Annotated in this window: 13 protein-coding genes and 1 pseudogene; 10 read left to right on the top strand and 4 right to left on the bottom strand. The window is 75.9% G+C overall.

The annotated features are described in order from the left end of the window. Positions 1-11 precede the first annotated feature (11 nt). Together OOK41_RS21720 and OOK41_RS21715 are read right to left on the bottom strand one after the other, a co-directional pair. Positions 12-623, bottom strand: coding sequence for a bifunctional 2-polyprenyl-6-hydroxyphenol methylase/3-demethylubiquinol 3-O-methyltransferase UbiG (locus OOK41_RS21720; RefSeq protein WP_266266502.1), 612 nt, complete (start codon positions 621-623; stop codon positions 12-14). A 61-nt stretch (positions 624-684) separates the two neighbouring features. Continuing rightward, on the bottom strand, positions 685-867 hold the full coding sequence (locus OOK41_RS21715) for a hypothetical protein (RefSeq protein WP_128763547.1): 183 nt from the start codon (positions 865-867) through the stop codon (positions 685-687). A gap of 115 nt (positions 868-982) precedes the next feature. Here OOK41_RS21715 and OOK41_RS21710 point away from each other — a divergent pair, with 115 nt between their 5' ends. From OOK41_RS21710 to OOK41_RS21700, 3 genes are all read left to right on the top strand, one after another. Next, complete coding sequence (locus OOK41_RS21710) at positions 983-2,284, top strand: hypothetical protein (protein WP_266267929.1); 1,302 nt, start codon at positions 983-985, stop codon at positions 2,282-2,284. A gap of 173 nt (positions 2,285-2,457) precedes the next feature. Beyond that, positions 2,458-2,592 (top strand): hypothetical protein, encoded by a 135-nt coding sequence (locus OOK41_RS21705; RefSeq protein WP_266266501.1) that lies wholly within the window; start codon positions 2,458-2,460, stop codon positions 2,590-2,592. Positions 2,593-2,612: 20 nt separating this feature from the next. Beyond that, positions 2,613-3,383, top strand: coding sequence for a VOC family protein (locus OOK41_RS21700; RefSeq protein ID WP_266266500.1), 771 nt, complete (start codon positions 2,613-2,615; stop codon positions 3,381-3,383). A gap of 55 nt (positions 3,384-3,438) precedes the next feature. On the opposite strand, the gene OOK41_RS21695 is transcribed toward OOK41_RS21700, so the two are convergent. Next, a complete protein-coding gene (locus OOK41_RS21695) occupies positions 3,439-3,855 on the bottom strand; it encodes a GNAT family N-acetyltransferase (protein ID WP_266266499.1) in 417 nt (138 codons plus the stop codon). Positions 3,856-4,103: 248 nt separating this feature from the next. Here OOK41_RS21695 and OOK41_RS21690 point away from each other — a divergent pair, with 248 nt between their 5' ends. Together OOK41_RS21690 and OOK41_RS21685 are read left to right on the top strand one after the other, a co-directional pair. Beyond that, positions 4,104-4,544, top strand: a complete 441-nt coding sequence (locus OOK41_RS21690) for a hypothetical protein (RefSeq protein ID WP_117667822.1) — start codon at positions 4,104-4,106, stop codon at positions 4,542-4,544. A gap of 62 nt (positions 4,545-4,606) precedes the next feature. Further along, positions 4,607-5,335 (top strand): class I SAM-dependent methyltransferase, encoded by a 729-nt coding sequence (locus OOK41_RS21685; RefSeq protein WP_266266498.1) that lies wholly within the window; start codon positions 4,607-4,609, stop codon positions 5,333-5,335. Positions 5,336-5,391: 56 nt separating this feature from the next. Here OOK41_RS21685 and OOK41_RS21680 read toward each other — a convergent pair whose 3' ends face one another. After that, positions 5,392-6,072, bottom strand: coding sequence for a CBS domain-containing protein (locus OOK41_RS21680; RefSeq protein ID WP_117667820.1), 681 nt, complete (start codon positions 6,070-6,072; stop codon positions 5,392-5,394). A 309-nt stretch (positions 6,073-6,381) separates the two neighbouring features. Between OOK41_RS21680 and OOK41_RS21675 the strand changes: the two genes are divergently transcribed. The 5 genes and pseudogenes from OOK41_RS21675 (at position 6,382) to OOK41_RS21655 (ending at position 19,392) form a co-directional block, all read left to right on the top strand. Beyond that, complete coding sequence (locus tag OOK41_RS21675) at positions 6,382-6,723, top strand: DUF2267 domain-containing protein (protein WP_266266497.1); 342 nt, start codon at positions 6,382-6,384, stop codon at positions 6,721-6,723. A 331-nt stretch (positions 6,724-7,054) separates the two neighbouring features. Then, a pseudogene (locus OOK41_RS21670) lies at positions 7,055-10,111 on the top strand (AMP-binding protein); the annotation flags it as partial. A 364-nt stretch (positions 10,112-10,475) separates the two neighbouring features. Next, the gene (locus tag OOK41_RS21665) at positions 10,476-13,571 is read left to right on the top strand and encodes a thioesterase domain-containing protein (RefSeq protein WP_266266496.1); all 3,096 of its coding nucleotides are present in this window, start codon (positions 10,476-10,478) and stop codon (positions 13,569-13,571) included. Then, a complete protein-coding gene (locus OOK41_RS21660) occupies positions 13,568-15,877 on the top strand; it encodes a lantibiotic dehydratase (protein ID WP_266266495.1) in 2,310 nt (769 codons plus the stop codon). Before OOK41_RS21665 ends, OOK41_RS21660 begins: the two co-directional genes overlap by 4 nt. After that, on the top strand, positions 15,874-19,392 hold the full coding sequence (locus OOK41_RS21655; RefSeq protein ID WP_266266494.1) for an amino acid adenylation domain-containing protein: 3,519 nt from the start codon (positions 15,874-15,876) through the stop codon (positions 19,390-19,392). The genes OOK41_RS21660 and OOK41_RS21655 overlap by 4 nt, the downstream gene beginning before the upstream one ends. Positions 19,393-19,405: the final 13 nt, after the last annotated feature.

The raw sequence follows: 19,405 nt of genomic DNA, 5'->3' as shown, positions 1-19,405 counted from the left end.
CGGGTGCCGGCTCACGCCGTAGCCGCCGGGCGGCGCAGCACGGTGACCGCGAAGTCGGCGTCGTCGGTCCAGGGGCGCAGGTCCCAGGTGGCGAAGCGGTGCTCCCGGCGCAGCCCGGCGGTCACCGCGTCGGCGTCGAAGTCGGCCAGCGGGTAGCCCCGTTCGGTGCCGAAGCCGACCACGACCACGCCGTCCGGGCGCAGGTGGGCGGCGACCCGGCGGAGCACCTCCGGCTCGGTGCCGGGGGCGACGAAGGCCATCACGTTGCCGGCCACCACGGCCGCGTCGAACGGCTCCGGCTCGCCGGCCGCCGCGAGGTCCAGCTCGGCCAGGTCGCCGACCAGCCAGCGTGGGCCGGGGTGGTCGGCGCGGGCGGCCTCGACCAGCGCCGGGTCGGCGTCCACGCCCACCACCGTGTGGCCACGGGCGGCCAGCGCCGCGCCGACCCGCCCCGTGCCGCAGCCGGCGTCGAGGATCCGGGAGCCCGGCGGCACCAGCGCGTCCAGCAGCCGGGCCTCCCCGGCCAGGTCGGCGCCCTCGGCCGCCAGGCGGCGAAACCGGTCGATGTACCACTGCGAGTGCTCGGGGCCGGTGTCGGTCACCCAGCGGGTCGGTCTGGCCATCACCCCACGCTATCCGGGGCGCGGACGGCCCGAGCGGCCACCCCCGGCTCGGGCCGCCGGGTCAGCCCTGCTCCACGCCGCTGGTCAGGCCCTCGGCGGGCAGCGGCAGCCCGGGCGCGACGGCATCGGCGGCACCCCCTGCGAAGGGTAGGTAGCTGATTCGTACCTTCAATTGATCAATTGCGAGACATCTGCTGATTTTTTGTTCGACACTGGAGCCCAGTGCTACCGGGATGTGACTCATGGTCAATCACCGTGCTCGGGCCCACCGAGCCGGAGCGGACGGCGGCGTGCGCGCCGGCGCCGCCGCCGACGGCGCGCCCCCGGGCGGGCCGCCCGGGGCCCGGGACCTCGGGGCGCTGCGCCGGCTGGCGGTGGCCACCCTCGACGGCAACTGGGAGCACGACCACACCGTCCCGTCGCGCACCCTCTACCCGCACCAGCGGAGCTGGGACTCGGCGTTCATCGCGATCGGCCTGGCCACGGTGCGTCCCGCCCGCGCCTGGCGGGAGCTGCGCACCCTGTTCGCCGCCCAGTGGGCCGACGGGCGGGTGCCGCACATCGTGTTCAACCCCGCGCTGCGCGCCGGGTCGTACTTCCCCGGGCCCGGCTTCTGGGACTCCGCCCGCGTCCCGGGCGCGCCCGCCGTGGCCACCTCCGGCATCGTCCAGCCGCCCGTGCACGCCCTCGCCGCCTGGCTGGCGTACCGGCGGTCGCCGTCCGAGCGGGGCCGGGCGGAACTGGCCTGGCTCTACCCCCGGCTGGTCGCCCAGCAGCGCTACCTGACCGGCCGGCGGGACGTGGGCGGGGCGGGGCTGGCCTGCCTCGTGCATCCCTGGGAGTCCGGGCTGGACAACAGCCCCGCCTGGGACCCGCCGCTGGCCGCGGTGCCCGCCGACGTGGCGGTGCTGCGGGCGTACCGGCGGCACGACACCGTGCACGCCGACGCCGCGCACCGGCCCACCGACCTGGACTACGCGCGGTACGTCGCGCTGGCCGACGCCTACCGGGCGGGTCGGTACGGCGACGACGGGCTGGCCGGGCGGCACCAGTTCCTGGTGGAGTGCCCGCTGTTCAACACCGCGCTCGGGCTCGCCGAGCACGCCCTGGCGGCGATCGCCGGCGCGGTGGGCGGCGATCCCGGTCCGCACCGCGAGCGGGTGGCCCGGATCACCGCGGCCCTCGTCGACCGGCTGTACGACCCGGCGACCGGCGCCTTCCACCCCCGGGACCTGCGCGCCGGCCGGCTCGTGCCGGCCCGGACCGCGCTCGGCGTCGTCCCGCTGGCGCTGCCCGACCTGCCGCCCCGGCAGGTCGCCACGGTGCTCGCGGAGGCGTGCTCGCCCCGGTTCGGGCTGGCCGCGCGGATGGACCGGCCGCTGCCCAGCCACGACCGGACCGCGCCGGACTTCGAGCCGCTGCGCTACTGGCGGGGACCGAGCTGGCTGAACCTCGACTGGCTGCTGTGGCGTGGCCTGCGCACCCACCACCGGCTCGACCTCGCCGCCGGGCTGCGCGCGTCCATGGTGGACCTGGTCGCCACGGCCGGCTGCCACGAGTACTTCCACCCGGACACCGGCGTCGGCCTCGGCTCGCCCGCGTTCGGCTGGACCGCCGCCCTGCTGCTCGACGTCCTCGCCGCCGATCCGGCCGGCGACTGAGCCGCCGGCCGGTCCGTCGGCCGGAAGTCCCGGGGCGCGCGGTCAGTCGGTCTCGGCGCGCGGCGTCAGCCGGTGGGGGCAGCTCGCGCGCCGGTCGTCCGCAACCGGGACCGGCCGTTTGGCGGCGCCGGGCCCGGGTAAGCGCGGGCCCGGTCCGAGGACGGGGGGACGCGGTGCGGTATCCCCGCTTCGTCGACGCGGTGTCCCGGGGTGCCGGGATCCCGGTGGCGCAGGCCGCCGCGGTGACCGGCGCGGTGCTCGCGACGATGGCCGAACGGGTCGAATCCGACCCGGCTGGCCCCCAATGAGAGGAAGCGAAGCCGAAGCCATGACAGATATTCCACCGGGGGCACCCGCCTGGGTCGACCTGGTCACCAACGACCTCCCCGGCGCGGCGCGCTTCTACGCGCCCCTGTTCGGCTGGGCCGTCGCCGAGGCGGACCGGCAACCCGCGGCTGACGGTCACCTCGTCTTCCACCAGCAGGGCAAACCGGTGGCCGGTGCCGGGCCGGGGGCCGGCCCGCAACGGCCGCCTGCCTGGATGCCCTACCTGGCGACCGACGACGCCGAGGGGGCCTGCCAGCGGGTGACCGCCGCCGGCGGCCGGATCCTGACCGAGCCCTTCGACGTCCCCGGCTCCCGGCGGACGGCGCTCTTCGCCGACCCGGCCGGGGCGCCGTTCGGGGTGTGGCAGTCGCTCGGTATGCCGGGGGCCGAGGTGTTCGACGTGCCCGGCTCGCTGACCTGGCCCGAGCTGACCACGCGGGAGTGGGACCGGGCGAAGGAGTTCTACGGGTCGGTGTTCGGCTGGACGGCGGACGACCAACCGATGGGCCCGATCACCTACACCACCTGGCTGCTGGATGGCCGCCCGGTCGCCGGGATGATGCCCATGCTCGGCGAAGATTGGGGTGACCTCCCGTCGCACTGGATGGTCTACTTCGCGGTGTCGGACACCGACGCCGTCGCCGACGAGGCGCAACGGTTGGCCGGGCTGGTGTCCGTGCCGCCGACCGATCTGACGCGGGGCCGGTTCGCGGTGCTCACCGATCCACAGGGGGCGTTCTTCTCGATCCTCGGGGCTACCTCGCCAGCCTGACCGTACGCGGCTCCGGTCACGTACCATGACGCCCGGTCGGCGGCAGACGAGTGAGTCACTGTCCGAGAGATTTGGCAAGAAGGATCTCCAGCGGTTCGCCCGGTAGCAGGAGGCATCCGCGATCGACGTAACCCAGGCGGCGGTATAGATGCTGGGCTTCTTCGCTCGCCAGGGTTGATGTCATCACCGAGCCACAGCCCGCTGCTCGCTGCTGGTTCTCCCAGTGCTGGATCAGCCGCGTGCCGAGGCCCTTGCCGCGGTGCTGCTCGAGAACGAACAACATGTTCATGAAGGGGATCTCGTCCCAGAAGAGGCCCCACCTGAGCCATCCCTGGATGGACGTGTCTTCCACGGCAACGGTGACTCGACCAGCCTCGATGACCCTGTGGAGTTCCTGCCGGCCGACGTGAAGGTCCGCCTGGACGAGGAACGACACATCCCGGTTGTCCGCCACGCGCAAGTCGATCGACATGGAAGGACGATGCCACAGGCCGCCTGCGACCCGCGTTCGCACATCGGCAGAGTCGCTTGTCATGTTCCGGAGGCCATGTGGGCGGCCAGGATGTAGGTGGGGTGGCGGTCGAGGTTCTTGCGGGCGCGGTCGTAGCGCATCGTGGTGCGGGGGTCGGCGTGGCGTGCGGCGATCTGTTTGACGGGCTGGCGGCGCTCGCTGCGGCCGGGGCTGTCGTTCGCCGGGGGCTGACAGGCTAGTTTGCTCGGATGAGTCTCCTCGATGACGTCGCGCGGCGTGACAGTTGGCGATGCTGGGTGTGCGACGAGCCGGTCGACGCCGACATGTCGGTGAACGACCCGCGTGGTCCCAGCGTCGACAGCCGCACCGCCGACAAGAAGGCCAAGGTCGCCGAGCGACTCGCGCACCGTGCCTGCAACACCCGCAAGGGCGCGGTCAAGGTGGTCATCGCCTGGCCGGACCGTCTGCACGTGGTGGAGCCCGCGCCGCTGATCGCCGTCGCCGAGCGACTCGAACGCAAGGGTGGCCGCGAGCTGGTCGCCCGCTGTCCGAGCAAGAAGGACGCCCAGGAGGCGGCGGACTGGCTGGTCGACCGGTTCTCCCGGCTGGTGCCCGGACTGCCGGTGACCGCAAGCGTCGACGCAGGCGGGGGACAGTACCTCGTCGCCCTGGCCACCGGCCGCCGCTGACCGGTGGCCCTGGTCGGCGAATGTCCGTCACCGAAGCGCTTGATGGTGGAAATGGTCCCTGGATGCCCGATGCGATCTTTGCCCACCCCCTCCTCGCACGTGTCTACGACGCCTTCGATGGAGACCGCGACGACCTGGCCGCCTACCTCGCGATCGCCGGCGAGTTGACCGCGAGTCGGGTGCTTGACGTCGGTTGCGGGACAGGATCCCTGGCGATCCTGCTCGCTCAGCGCGACTATACGGTCGTGGGCGTCGACCCGGCCGAAGCCTCACTCAAGGTCGCGAAGCTGAAAGACCAGGCGGGGAGGGTCCGCTGGATCCACGGCGACGCCACGGTACTGCCGGCGCTCGATGCCGACCTGGCGACGATGACCGGGAACGTGGCCCAGGTCTTCCTTACCGACACCGACTGGGCGCAGACCCTCCAGGGCATCCACGCCGCCCTTCGCCCGAACGGCCATCTCGTTCTCGAAACCAGACGCCCCGAACATCGCGCTTGGGAGGAGTGGGCGGCGGACGGCGATCCGGTCACCCTCGATATCCCGGGCATCGGACGGGTGGAACGGCGCCTTGAGGTCACCGACGTCAGCCTTCCCTTCGTCTCCTTCCGATACACCTACCGGTTCCTGACCGACGGCGCGATCGTCACGTCGGACTCGACCCTCCGGTTCCGCAACCACGACGAGGTCGAATCGAGCCTGGCCGCCAACGGCTACCGAGTCCTCGACGTGCGGGAGGCATCCGACCGCCCAGGTCGAGAGTTGGTGTTCATTGCCGAACGTTCGACCTGAGGCAGCCAGCCCGAGCAACCTGAAGGACCGGTCCGAGGCGGGAAACGGCCGGAGTGTTAGCCGGCTCGCAGCGTGCCCAGCGGGGCGTCGTCCACGGCGAACCCGAGCGCGTCGACCACCTCGACCACCCCGCTGACCTGGGCGGTGAGCCGCAGCGCGAGGTGCACCGTGGACCTCCGGTCGAGCTGGCCGGTGAGGGTGACCACGCCGTCGTGCACGGTGACGTCGACGGCCCCGTCCGGGACGGCCAGCACCCGGCGCAGCACCTCGCAGACCACGTCCCGGCGGATGTCGGCGTCCGGGCGCAGGTGCACCCGCAGCAGGTCGCCCCGGGTCACGATGCCCACCAGCCGGCCCAGGTCGTCCACCACCGGCAGCCGCTTGACCCGGCGGTCGGTCATCAGCCGGGCGGCCTCCACCAGGGAGGCGTCCGGAGCGACGGTGACCGCGGGCGCGGTCATCAGGTCGCCGGCCAGGGTCGCCCCCGCCTTGACCCGTGCCTCGCGGTGCCGCCGGCCGGGGAACACCCGCCGCTCGTGCGGCTGCCCCAGCAGCTCCACCTTGTGCAGCAGGTCCGCCTCGGAGACCACTCCGAGGACCCGCCGCGCGTCGTCCAGCACCGGCGTCGCGGTGACGCGCCGGCCGGTCAGCACGTCGACGATCTCCCGGTACGCCGTGCCCTCCCGTACCGCCGCGACGTCCGTCGTCATCACGTCCCGTACCTGCCACGTCCGCATGGTGACCTCCTCGTTCCCACCTCGACGGTAGGAGCGGGCCGGCCGGCTCGGGCAGGGCCGGGCGGCCCGCCGGGGCGGGGCCGGGGGCCCGGGCCGCCCGGACCGGAAGTCCCGGGACGTACCGGGTGCGGGAAGGACTTTCGTCGATCGACCAACGACGAGAGGCAGGGGCGACGGCCGACCGCACCGGTTGCCCCCATGGCGCCGGCCGGTGCGCGGCCCGCGTGGCAGCCGGCCGGCCCGGCACCGACCGTTTGGCGACGGCGGGTCCGGGTAAGCGCGGGCCCGGTGCGAGGACGGGAGGGCATCGTGCGGTTTCCCCGTTTCGTCGACGCGGTGTCCCGGCGCGCGGGCGTGTCGCCGGCCGAGGCCGCCGCGGTGACCCGGGCGGTGCTGGGCATGCTGGCGCAGCGGGTCGAGGGCGGTCCGGAGCGCGGCGTCGAGGCGTCCGACGGTTCCGCCGAGGACTTCCTGTCCCGGGTCGGGGTGCGGGCGGGCGTCGACCCGGAGACCGCGCGGGCCGGCGCCGAGGCCGTGTTCGCCACCCTCCGGGAGACGATCACCGTCGGGGAGTTCCGCGAACTGGTGACGCGCCACCCGGACGGTTGCGACGGGGCCGTCGATCCGGCCGAGTCGCCGTACGATGACTGACGCCGACGGCGGGCGACGCCCTTCCTGAGCTGCCGTTCAGGGCCGGTCGCCTAGGAAAAACCCCTGCCTGCGGGGGTCTTCGCCGCAAAAACACTTGTGGGTACCTGTCTATTCCGAAGCTCCTCTATGCGCTAGGGGGATGATCGGGTGAACTTCGCCGACCTTCCCGGGTCGCCGCGTTCGGCCGTTCGGTCCGATCTCTGATCGATGATCTTGCCGCCCAGGTATCGAGTCCTATGCTGCATCCATTGTGAAGTCCTGGGGGGGATCGTGATCACAGTTACCCGATGCTGCGCGCCTGCCGGCGGTGCGCCGCCTCGCCGCGGCTGACATGGAAACGTACGCGGTCATCCATCGTTTCGCCGACCTGGCGGCCACGGTTCCCGAGCGGCCCGCCCTGCTCGGCGGGGCGAGTCCGGTCAGCTACGCCGACCTCGCCGCCGCCGCCGGGGGGCACGCCGCGCTGCTCACCGCCGCCGACGCCCGCCCCGGCCACCGGGTCGCCCTGCTCACCCCGCACGGTGCGCCGACCGTCGCGGCGCTCCTCGGCGCGCTCGCCGCCGGCTGCGCGTACGTGCCGCTGGATCCCGGCTTTCCCGTCGACCGGCTGCGGCACATGCTCGCCGCCGCCGACGTGCACGCCGTGCTGGCCGCCCCGGAGCACCGGGAACTGGCCGACCGGCTCGCCGCCGACCGCCCGGGCACCGCCGTGCTGACCACCGACGCGGTGACCCCCGCGCCGCTGCGCCCGACCCCGGTCGACCCGGACGCGCTGGCGTACGTGCTGTTCACCTCCGGCTCGACCGGGCTGCCGAAGGCGGTCGGGCAGACCCACCGCAACCTCGCCCACGTGGTCGACAACCAGATCGCCACCCTGGCCGTCGGCCCGGACGACCGGCTCAGCCTGCTCGCCTCGTTCAGCTTCGACGCGGCCATCCCCGACCTGTACCCGGCGCTGCTCACCGGCGCCGCCGTCGTCCCGGTCGACCTGCGTCGGCACGGCCTGGCCCACGCCGTCGACCAGATCGTCCGGCACCGGGTCACCGTCTACCACTCCACCCCCACGGTGTACCGGTTCCTGCTCGACGCCCTCGGCGACCGGCGGCTGGCCGCCGTCCGGGCGGTGCTGCTCGGCGGCGAGCAGGCCACCTGCGCCGACGCCGCCCGGGGGCGGGACCGGTTCGCCCCCGACTGCGTCCTGGTCAACGGCTACGGCGCGACCGAGATGACGTTCGCCGCCCGGTACGCGCTGCCGCTGGCCGACGTCGACCCCGCCGCCACCGGCCCGCTGCCGATCGGCGCCGCCCTTCCCGGCTACGAGGTGGACCTCGCCGGCGACACCGGCGAGATCGTGGTCCGCGGCCGGCACGTCGCCCCCGGCTACCTCGACCGGGCCGACGACCGGTTCACCCGCGAGCCCGACGGGGTCTGGTCGTACCGGACCGGTGACCTCGGCGCGCGGCTGCCCGGCGGCGCTCTGGTCTGCCTCGGCCGCCTCGACCGGCAGGTCAAGGTGCGCGGGTTCCGGGTCGAGCTGACCGAGATCGAAGCCGTCCTCGCCGCCCAGCCCGGCGTCGGCGCGGTCCGCGCCATCGCCCGCGACGGCGAGCTGCTCGCGTACGCCCGGCCGGCCGGCGGGCCCCTCGACCCGGCGGCCCTGCGCGCCGCCCTCGCCCGGCGGCTGCCGGAGTACGCGCTGCCCCGGGCCGTCGTGGTGGTGGACGAGTTCCCGCTCACCGTCACCGGGAAGATCGACGAGCGCGCGCTGCCCGACCCGGCCCGGGACGTCCCGGCGGGGGAGGAGCCGGCCACCGCCACCGAGCGGGCCGTGCACGACATCTGGTGCGCGTTGCTGGGCCGACCGGCGGTCGCCCGTACCGCCAGCTTCTTCGACGTCGGCGGCCAGTCGCTGCTGCTCGGCGTGGTCCAGCAGCGGCTCGCCGAGCGGTTCGGGGTGCGCCCGCCCCTGCTGCGGCTGTTCGAGAATCCCACGGTCGAGGCGCAGGCCCGCCTCGTCGACGCCCCGCCGGTGTCCGGCCGCGCCCCGGTCGGGCCGGCCCCGGCCGCCCCGGCCACCGCCGCCCGCGAGTACACCGGCGACGAGATCGCGGTGGTGGGGATGGCCGGCCGCTTCCCCGGCGCCCCGGACCTGGCCACCTTCTGGTGGAACCTCTGCGCCGGGGTCGACGCGATCCACGACCACACCGACGAGGAGCTGGCGGCCCTGGGCATCGGCCCACGGCTGCTCGGCGACCCCCGGCACGTCCGGGCCGCCGGCCGGCTCGACGACGTGGCCGACTTCGACGCCGACTTCTTCGGCTTCGGCGCGCAGGAGGCCGCCCGCACCGACCCGCAGCACCGGCTGTTCCTGGAGACCGCGTGGGAGGCCCTGGAGGACGCCGGGCACGACCCGTCGCGGTTCCCCGGGCTGGTCGGCGTCTACGCGGCCAGCTCCGCCAACCGGTACTTCCTGTTCCACCTCATGGACAATCCGGCGGTCGTCGGCGACGTCGACCCCGACGACTGGGAGGCCCGGCTGGTCGGCCGGCAGTCCACCGACCACCTGCCCGGCCAGGTGGCGTACCGGCTCGGGCTGACCGGGCCGGCGATGGCCGTGCAGAGCGCCTGCTCCAGCTCGCTGGTCGCGGTCTGCGTCGCCGCCCAGAGCCTCGCCGACTACCAGTGCGACATCGCCCTGGCCGGCGGGGTCAACGTGACCTGGCCCCGGTACCGGCACACCGCCGGCGGGATGGCCTCCCCGGACGGCCGGTGCCGGGCCTTCGACGAGGCCGCCAACGGCTCCGGCTTCGGCTCGGGGGCCGGCGTGGTCGCGCTGCGCCGGCTCGCCGACGCCCAGGCCGACGGGGACCGGGTCTACGCCGTGCTGCCCGGTTGGGCGGTCACCAACGACGGCGCCGACCGGGCCGGCTTCGCGGTGCCCGGCCCGGCCGGGCAGGCCGCCGCCGTGGCCGGCGCGCTCGCCGCCGCCGAGGTCGCCCCCGGCGAGGTCCGGTTCATCGAGGCGCACGGCAGCGGCACCCCGCTCGGCGACGCCCTGGAGGTCGCCGCGCTGCACGAGGTGTACGGGGGAGCCGCCCCCGCCGAGTCCTGCGCGCTGGGCTCGGTGAAGACCAACATCGGTCACCTCGACGCCGCCGCCGGCATCGCCGGGCTGATCAAGACGGTGCTCGCCGTCCAGCACGGCGTCATCCCGCCGAACCTGCACTTCACCCGGCCGCACCCGGAGATCGACCTGGCCAGCGGCCCGTTCCACGTGCCGACGAAGGCCCGGGACTGGCCGCAGGCGGCCCGCCGGGTGGCCGGGGTCAGCTCGTTCGGGCTCGGCGGCACCAACGCCCACGTGGTCGTCGAGCAGCCGCCACCGGTCGAGCCGGCGGACGCCCCGGACGCCCCGGACGCGGCGGAGCACCTGCTGCCGGTGTCGCGCTCGGCCGCCGGGCCTTCGCCTGCCGGGCGGCGGTCGTGGCAGCCGACCTCGCCGACGCCCTGGCCGGCCTGGACGCCCTGCTCGCCGCAGACGCCCTGCCCGCTCCAGACGTCCTGCCCGCCGCGGACGGTCGGGTCGCCGGCCCGCCCGGCCAACTGCGCGACCTGGCCGCTGCCTGGGTGGCCGGGCGGGCCGGCGACCTCCCGGCCCCGCACCCCGAGGGCCGCGTCCGGCGCACCGGGCTGCCCACCTACCCGTTCCAGCGCCAGCGGTACTGGATCGACCCCCCTCAGAGAGGCACGCGGTGAACTGGTTCGTCTCCGCCGGAAGCCGACCCCAGGCGCCGGTCCGGTTGTTCTGCCTGCCCTACGCCGGGGCCGGGGCCAGCGCGTTCCGCGACTGGCAGCGGGAGTTCGGCGACGACGTCGAGGTGCTGCCGGTGCAACTGCCCGGCCGGGAGAACCGGATCAGCGAGGACCCGAACTTCACCGTCGCCGAGGTCGCCGCCGCGATCGCCGGGCGGGCCGACCGGCCGTACGCGATCTACGGCCACTCGATGGGCGGGCGGGTCGGCTTCGAGGTGGTCCGCGAGCTGCGCCGCACCGGCGGGCCGCTGCCGCTGCGGCTGTACGTGGGCGGCGCCCGGGCCCCGCACGTCGACGACGCCAGCCTCTTCGACGGGCTGTCCAAGGTGGACGACGACGAGCTGCTGCGCCGGCTCGGCGACGGCGGCGGGCTGCCGGCCGGCGTGCTGGAACATCCCGAGCTGGTGGAGCTGCTGCTGCCGCTGCTGCGCGCGGACTTCGGCCGGGTGGACAGCTACCGGCACGTCCCGGGCGAGCCGCTGCCGGTGCCGGTCGTGGTGTTCAGCGGGCGGTCCGACCGGGCGGTCAGCCACGCCCAGAGCGTCGGCTGGGACCGGCACACCGCCGCCGGGTTCACCCTGCACGAGATCGACGGCGGGCACTTCTTCCTGCACGACCGCCTCCCCGAGTTGGCCGCGACGATCCGGGCCGACCTCACGACCGCCGTCCGGGTCGCCGGCGCGAACGGGACCGCACCGGCCCCGGACGGCCCCCCGGCGACGGCGGGGCACCGGGTGCCGCTGGGCGACACCGGTTGGTCGGTGTGGCGCGACGCGATCCTGCGCACCACCGGCTTCCCCGCCGACGGGCTCACCGCGCTCGGCGCCCCGCAGGCCGCCGCGGCGGCCGACGAGCTGATCGCCACCGGCGCCGGGGAGGAGCGGTTCGACAAGGAGTTCGGCGAGGCCCTCACCGCCACCGCCGGCCGGCTCAGTGAGCTGGCCGCCGACCCGCTGCTGCGCGAGGCCGTCACCTGGCAGAACCGCAACGCCCTGCTCGCCCTCGACGGGCTGGCCCGTGGCGGCGCGGACGCGTCCCGCAACGTGCGCCGCCGGGACCGCGAGCGGGCCCTGCTCAAGTACTGGCAGCGCTACTGCGGCAAGAACGAGACCGTCGGCTTCTTCGGCCCGAGCTGCTGGGTCACCCTCGACCCGGAGCTGGCCGACATGGCCCGGGTGCGGCCCGGCGCGGGGCTGACCCGGCGGCGCTGGGTGTGGTTCGAGTCGTGGGCGCTGTCCGCGTACGGCGACCGGCTCGGCGCCGACCTCGCGGTGCGGCAGTGGTGGCCGCCGATGCTCCAGCCCCACCTGAGCCTGCGCGACCGGTCCGTGCTGCGGCCCGGCCGCCCCCCGGTCACCCTCACCCCCGTCGAGGCGGCCCTGCTCGCCGCCGCCGACGGCCGCCGCCCCGCCCGGGACCTGGTCACCGACCCGGCCGTCGGGCTGCGCCGCGCCGAGGACGGCTACGCGCTGCTGGACCGGCTGGTCGAGCGGGAGCTGATCACCTGGGACGCCGCCCTGCCGGTCGCCCCCGACGCCGAGGACGTGCTCGCGGCGCGGATCGACGCCATCGGCGACGAGCCGGCCCGGCGGGCCGCCCAGGCCGGGCTGGACCGGCTGCGCGCCGCCCGCGACGAGGTGGCCACCGCCGCCGGCGACCCCGACCGGCTGCGCGCCGCCCTCGACCGGCTCGACGAGACGTTCACCGAGCTGACCGGCCAGCCGGCCCGCCGCCGCGCCGGCCAGATGTACGCCGGGCGCACCCTCTGCTACGAGGACACCGCCCGCGACCTCGACGTGGCCTTCGGCGCCCCGCTGCTGGCCGAGCTGGCCGCCCCGCTCGCCGTGCTGCTGCGGGCCGCCCGCTGGCTGGCCGGCGAGCTGGAGCAGGCGTACGGGGCCACGTTCCGCGAGCTGTACGACGAGCTGCGCGCCGAGGCCGGCGACGGCCCGGTGTCGCTGGCCGACCTGTGGTTCCTCGTGCAGGGCCTGTTCTGGGGCACCGGCGAGCGGCCCGTCGACGCGGTCGCCGCCGAGTTCGCCGCCCGCTGGGCCGGGCTGTTCGGCCTGGCCGACCTGCCCCCGGGCGGCACCGAGGTGCGGCTGTCCGTCGCCGACCTGGCCGACCGGGCCGCCGAGGTGTTCCCGGCCCGCGCGAGCGAGTGGACCAGCGCCCGGCTGCACAGCCCCGACCTGCAGATCTGCGCCACCGACGCCGACGCCCTCGCCCGTGGCGACTACACCGTCGTGCTCGGCGAGCTGCACGCCGCCTGGCCGTCCTTCGACTGCCAGGTGTTCACCCCGTCCCATCCGGACGTCGAGCGGCTGCGCGCGGCGCTGGCCGCGGACCTCGGCACGCACCGGATGCGGCTGCTGTTCCCGGCCGACTGGCCCCGCCGCACCAGCCGCACCGCCGAGGCGCTGGTCGGCCCGACGGACCGGCAGCTCGCGTTCCTGCCCGCGCCGGGCGTCGACCCGGACCGGGTGCTGCCCACCGTGGACCTGACCGTGTCCGACTCCGACGGCCGGCTCGTGGCCACCGCCCGCGACGGGTCCCGCTGGCCGCTGACCGAGGTGTTCGCCGGGCTGCTCAGCGGCCACGCGGTCGACGGGTTCAAGCTGGTCGCCGCCGCCCCGTACACACCCCGGATCACCCTGGACCGGCTGGTGGTGGCCCGACAGACCTGGCGTACCACGGTGGGGGAGTGCGGCCTGGCCGACGTCACCAGCGAACGGGACCGGTTCCTCGCCGTCCGCCGCTGGCGGCGCGAGGAGGGCCTGCCCGAGCTGGTGTACGTCAAGCTCGGCACCGAGACCAAGCCCTGCTTCGTCGACCTGGGCAGCCCCGCGTACGCCGCGATGTTCAGCGCCATGGTCCGGGCGGCCCGCAAGGACGGCGGGGACGGGGTGTCGCTGACCGTCAGCGAGATGCTGCCGACACCGGACGACGCGTGGGTGCCCGACGGCGCCGGTCGGCGCTACTTCAGCGAGCTGCGGCTGCACATCGTCGACGACGAGGGGCGGTCCGGCCGATGAACCATCTGCTGCCACTGGGTGACACCGGCTGGTCGGTGTGGCGGGACGTGGTGCTGCGCACCGCCGGCTTCCCCGCCGCCGGGCTCGACCGGTTCGCCGCGCCGGAGGCCGCGGCCACCGCCGACGGGCTGCTCGCCGGCCAGTTCACCGCTGAGGTCTGCGAGAAGGTGGTCCTCGAGGCGTTCGCGCGGTCCTCCGCCACGCTCGGCGAGATCTGCGCCGACCCGCTGCTGCGGGAGGCCGTCACCTGGCAGAACCCCGACATGCTGGTGGCCCTGGACGGGTTGCTGCGCACCGACCCGGGGGCGCGCAACGCCCGCCGCCGCAGGCGGGAGATCGCGGTGCTGCGCTACTGGCAGCGCTACTGCGGCAAGGCCGAGACCATCGGCTTCTTCGGGCCGGTCTGCTGGGGTGTCATCGACCCCGACACCGCCGGGACCCGGCTGACCCCGGGGCCCCGCCTGGTCAACCGGCGCGAGGTGCACTTCGAGGCGTGGGCGCTGATGGCGTACGCCGACCGGCTCGCCGACGACCTCGCGGTGCGCCGCTGGTGGGCGCCGGTGCTGCCACCCCACCTGGCCCTCGACGGACGCCGGCTGCGTCGGGCGCTGCACCCGCCGGTCGAGCTGTCCGCGCTGGAGGCCCGGCTGCTGGCCGGCTGCGACGGCCGCACCCCCGCCGGGGAGCTGGTGCGGCGGCTGTGCGCCGACGGCGACGCCGGGCTGCGCCGTGCCGACGACGGGTTCCTGCTGCTCGACCGGCTGGTCGAGCGCGGCCTGCTCACCTGGGACGCCGGCCTGCCGAACAGCCCCCGCGCCGAGCAGGTGCTCGCCGCGCGGATCGCCGCGATCGGCGACCCCGCGGTGCGGGCGGGGGTCGCCGGCGACTTCGACCGGCTCCGCGCCGCCCGCGACGAGGTGGCCGCGGCGGCCGGTGACCCCGACCGGCTCGCCGCCGCCCTGGCCGCCCTGAACGCCGAGTTCACCGCCGTCACCGGCCGGCCGGCCAGCCGGCACGGCGGGCAGATGTACACCGGCCGCACAGTGGTCTACGAGGACACCGGGCGGGACCTGGACTTCGCCGTCGGCTCCGCCGTGCTCGACGCGCTCGCCGCGCCGCTGGCGATCGTGCTGCGGGCCGCCCGCTGGCTCACCGCCGAGATCGGTGCCGCCTGCGAGCGGATCCTGGCCGAGCTGTACGCCGAGCAGGCCGCCGAGGGGCCGGTCCGGCTGGCCGACATCTGGCCGCTCGCCCAGGGGCTGATCCTCGCCCCCGACGGCCCGGTCGCGGTGGCCAGCGCCGGCTTCACCGCCCGCTGGGCCGAGCTGTTCGGGCTCGACACCGTTGCCGCCGGGCAGCCGGAGCTGCGGCTGCGCAGCGCCGACCTGGCAGCCCGGGCCGAGGCGATCTTCCCGGCCACCGCCCCCGGCTGGCCCACCGCCCGGTCACACAGCCCCGACCTGCAGATCAGCGCCACCGACGTGGCGGCGCTCAACCGGGGGGAGTTCCTGCTCGTCCTCGGTGAGCTGCACCCGGCGATGGTGCCGTTCGACAGCGCGGTGCTCAGCCCGTTCCACCCCGATCCGGCGACGCTGCGCGTCGGCATCGACGCCGACCTGGGTGCGGCCCGCGTCCGGCTGCTCTACCCGGAGGAGTTCCCGCGGCAGGCCACCCGCACCACCTGGCACTTCGACGGGCCCGCCGACCGGCAGTTCGGCATCGACACCGCCCGCGGCGCCGACCGTGAGCGGCTGGTCGCGGCCAGCGCCGTGCGGGTGGAGGACACCGGGGACGGGCTGAGCGCGGTCACCCCCGACGGCGGCCGGTGGCCGCTGGTGGAGGTCTTCGCCCACCTGCTCGGCGTCCTGCTGCTGGACAGCTTCAAGCTGCTCGCCCCGGCCCCCACCACCCCCCGGATCACCATCGACCGGCTGGTCGTGGCCCGGCGCACCTGGCGCACCACCGTCGCCGACAGCGGCCTGGCCGGGGTCACCGGCGACACCGGGCGGTACCTCGCGGTGCGCCGCTGGCGGGAGCGCCTCGGCCTGCCCGAGCGGGTGTTCGTCAAGGTGGGCACCGAGGTCAAGCCCTGCTACTTCGACCTGACCGGCCCGCTGTACGCCCAGTCGCTGTGCGCGATGGCCGACGCCGCCGCCCGGACCGCCCCGGACGTCTCGCTCACGGTCAGCGAGCTGCTGCCCGCCCCCGCCGACGCCTGGGTCACCGACGCGGCCGGGGACGGCTACGTCAGCGAGCTGCGCCTGCAGATCACCGATCCAGCCACCTACCGGGGAGAACACGGGTGACCGACATCCTGTCCATCAGCGCCGCGCACGGGGAGCCGCTGCCCTGGCCCGACGCCACGCTGGCCGAGCTGATCACCGCCCAGGCCGCGCGGACCCCGGATGCGGTGGCGGTGCGCCAGTGGGACGAGCGGCTCACCTACCGGGAACTGGTCGACCGGGCCGCCGGCGTGGCCGCCGCGCTGCGCGAGCGCGGCGTCGGCCGGCAGAGCCGGGTCGGGGTGTGCGGCGAGCGCCGGCCCGACCTGGTGGTCACCGTCCTCGGCGTGCTGCTCGCCGGCGGCTGCTACGTGCCGCTGGAGCCGGGCGGCCCGCGCCGGCGGCTGCGCGAGATCGCCGCCGACGCCGGGGTCCGGGTCGTCGTCGGCGACGCCGCCGAGGCCGAGTTCGGCGACCTGCCCGGCGTCGAGACCGTCGCGCTGCCCGGCCCCGCCCCGCTCGCCCCCTGCCCGGCCCGCCCCGGCGACCCGGCGTACGTGCTGTTCACCTCCGGCTCCACCGGCCGGCCCAAGGGGGTGCTCACCACCCACCGCAACGTCGTCGAGTTCGTCACCGGCTGGGCGGCCCTGTCCGGCGCGGACGCCTCGATGCGCAGCGTCGGCATCGCCTCGCTCGGTTTCGACGCGGCCGTCATCGACCTGTTCGTCCCGCTGCTCCTCGGCGGCGCGGTGCAGCTCCTCGGCGCCGACGACCGGTCCGACCCGGCCCGGCTGACCCGGTTCGTCGCCGAGCACGAGGTGAACTGGGGCTTCATCACCCCGACCGTGCTGGCCATGTTGGATCCGGCCGAGCTGCCCGGCTGGCGCACCGTGCTCTGCGGCGGCGAGGCCGTGCCCGCCGAGCTGGCCACCCGCTGGGCGCCCGGCCGGCGCTTCATCAACAGCTACGGCCCCACCGAGACCACGGTGGTGGCGGTCAGCGGCGAGCTGACCGACGCCGAGACCGACCCGGTGCCGATCGGTGTTCCGCTGCCCAACCACCGGGCGTACGTGGTCGACGCCGAGCTGCGCCCGGTGCCGCCGGGGGAGACCGGTGAGCTGCTGATCGGCGGCCCCGGCCTGGCCGACGGGTACCTCGGCCGGCCCGGCCTGACCGCCGAGCGGTTCGTGCCCGACCCGTTCTCCGGGCAGCCCGGACAGCGGCTGTACCGCACCGGCGACCTGGTCATCCAGGCCCCCGACGGGCGGATCGTCTACCACGGCCGGGCCGACCGGCAGGTCAAGATCCGTGGGCAGCGCATCGAGCTGGGCGAGGTCGAGGCCGTCCTCACCGGGCTGCCCGGCGTCGACCGGGTCGCCGTCGAGGCGGTCGACGGGCCGACCGGCGCCGAGCTGGTCGCGTTCCTCACCCCCGCCGACGCCCCCGACGACGCGGCGCTGCGCGCGTACGCCGAACCCCGGCTGACCGCCGCGATGCGCCCGGCCCGGACGGTGCGCCTGGCCGCGCTTCCGGTCAGCCCGACCACCGGCAAGCTGGACCGGCCGGCGCTGCGCGCCCTGGCCGCCGCCGCCCGTCCCGCGCCGGTGGCCGACGACGGGCCGGTCGGCGCCGACCCGGTCACCCGGGCCGTGGCCCGGGCCTGGGCCCGGCTGCTCGGCGCCGCCCCCGGCCCGGACACCGACTTCCTCGCCGCCGGCGGGAACTCCATCGCCGCGATGCGGCTGGTCGCCGCGCTCCGGGCCGAGCTGGGCCGGCACGTCGACACCCGGGACGTGTTCGCCGGCCGCACCCTGACCGGCATCGCCGCGCGGATCACCGCCGCCGCCCCGGACCCCGGCGACGGGCTGAGCACCGGCAACCCGCCCACCCTGTCCCCGCCGCAGCGCCGGCTGTGGTTCGTCGACCAGCTCGCCCCGTCCAGCGCGCCCTACAACATCGCGGTGGCCCACCGGCTGCGCGGCGAGCTGGACGTCCCCGCCCTCGGCGCGGCCCTGCGGGCGGTGGCCCAGCGGCACGACGTGCTGCGCTGGCGCATCCCGCAGACCGCCGGGGTGCCGTACGCGGTGTGCGAGGAGCCCACCGACGTGGCGGTGCCGGTGGTCGACCTGACCGGCGGGGCCGACCCGGAGGCGGAGCTGGCCGGGATGCTCGCCGCCGGGGCGGCGCACGCGTTCGACCTGGCCACCGGGCCGCCCTGGCAGGTCGCCGTGTACCGGCTCGGCCCGGCCGCGCACGTGCTCGCGATCACCTGGCACCACGCCGTGTTCGACGGCTGGTCCGAGGCGGTGTTCTACGACGACCTCGCCGCCGCGTACGCGCAGGCCGTCGCCGGGACCGCCCCGGGGCTGCCCGCCGTGGCCGCCCGGTACGCCGACTACGCCGTCTGGCGGGCCGAGCGGGACCGCCGGCGCGGCGCCGACGACCTGGCCTGGTGGGCCGAGCACCTGCGCGGCGCGCCGACCGTGCTCGACCTGCCCCGCGACCGGCCCCGCCCCACCGTGCAGACGTACGCCGGCGTGGAGGCCGCGGTCACCCTCTCCGCCGAGGCGGACCGGGCGGTGCGGGCGCTCGCCGAGCGTCGCGGCACGGGCGTCGCGGCGGTGCTGCTGGCCGGCTTCGGCGAGCTGCTCAGCCGGCTCACCGGCGGCGACGACCACGTCGTCGGGGCGATCGTCGCCGACCGGCGGCTGGCCGCGTTCGACGACGTCGTCGGGTTCTTCATCGACACCGTCCCGGTGCGGGTACGCACCGGCGGGGCGAGCTTCGCCGAGCTGGTCGACCGCTGCGCCACCGAGCTGCACGAGGTCACCGCCCACCCCGGCGCCCCGCTGGAGAGGATCGTCGAGGCGCTCGGCGTCGGCCGGGACACCTCCCGGGCGCCGCTGGTGCAGGTGCTGTTCAACGTGCTCAACTTCGCCGAGCCCCGGCTGGCGCTGGCCGGGCTGACCGGCGAGCCGGTGCCGGTGCCCAAGCCCGGTTCCCCGTTCGACATCACCGTGTACGTGGTGGAGCGGGCCGGCCGGCTCGGCGTCGAGGTGGTGCACAACCCGGACCTGTTCGAGGCCGACCGGATCGACGCGTTGCTGGCCGACCTGGCCGCCCTGGTCGGGGCGCTGGCCGCCACCCCCGCCGCGCCGGCCGCCGAGGTCGCCGCCGAGCTGCCCCGGCCGACCGTGCGTACCGCCCAACTCGGCGCGATGACCGTCGCCGCGACCGCCGAGCCCGCGCGGCCGGTGGCGCTGCCCGCCGGCCCGGACGCGCTCACCGACACCGAGGATCTGGTCGCCGGCGTCTGGCGGGAGGTCCTGGAACGCGACCAGGTCGGGGTCACCGACAACTTCTTCGACATCGGCGGGCACTCGCTCGCCCTGGCCGCCGTGCACGCCCGGCTGACCGCCGCCACCGGCCGGTCGATCGCGATGCTCGACCTGTTCCGCCATCCCACCGTCCGGGCCCTCGCCGCCCACCTCGACGGTGCGGCCGACCGGCCGGAACTGGCCCGCGCCGCGCTGCGGGCCGCCGCCCGCCGCAGCCGGACCCGACGTATCCCTCCCCGCCGCCCCGGCGGCACCGCGTGACGAAGGACAACCT

Origin of the sequence: Micromonospora sp. NBC_01655, assembly GCF_026339755.1 — a bacterium.
Taxonomy (GTDB): Bacteria; Actinomycetota; Actinomycetes; order Mycobacteriales; family Micromonosporaceae; genus Micromonospora.
Note: the sequence above shows the minus strand (reverse complement) of the source record. Positions and strands in the feature narration are given on the sequence as shown.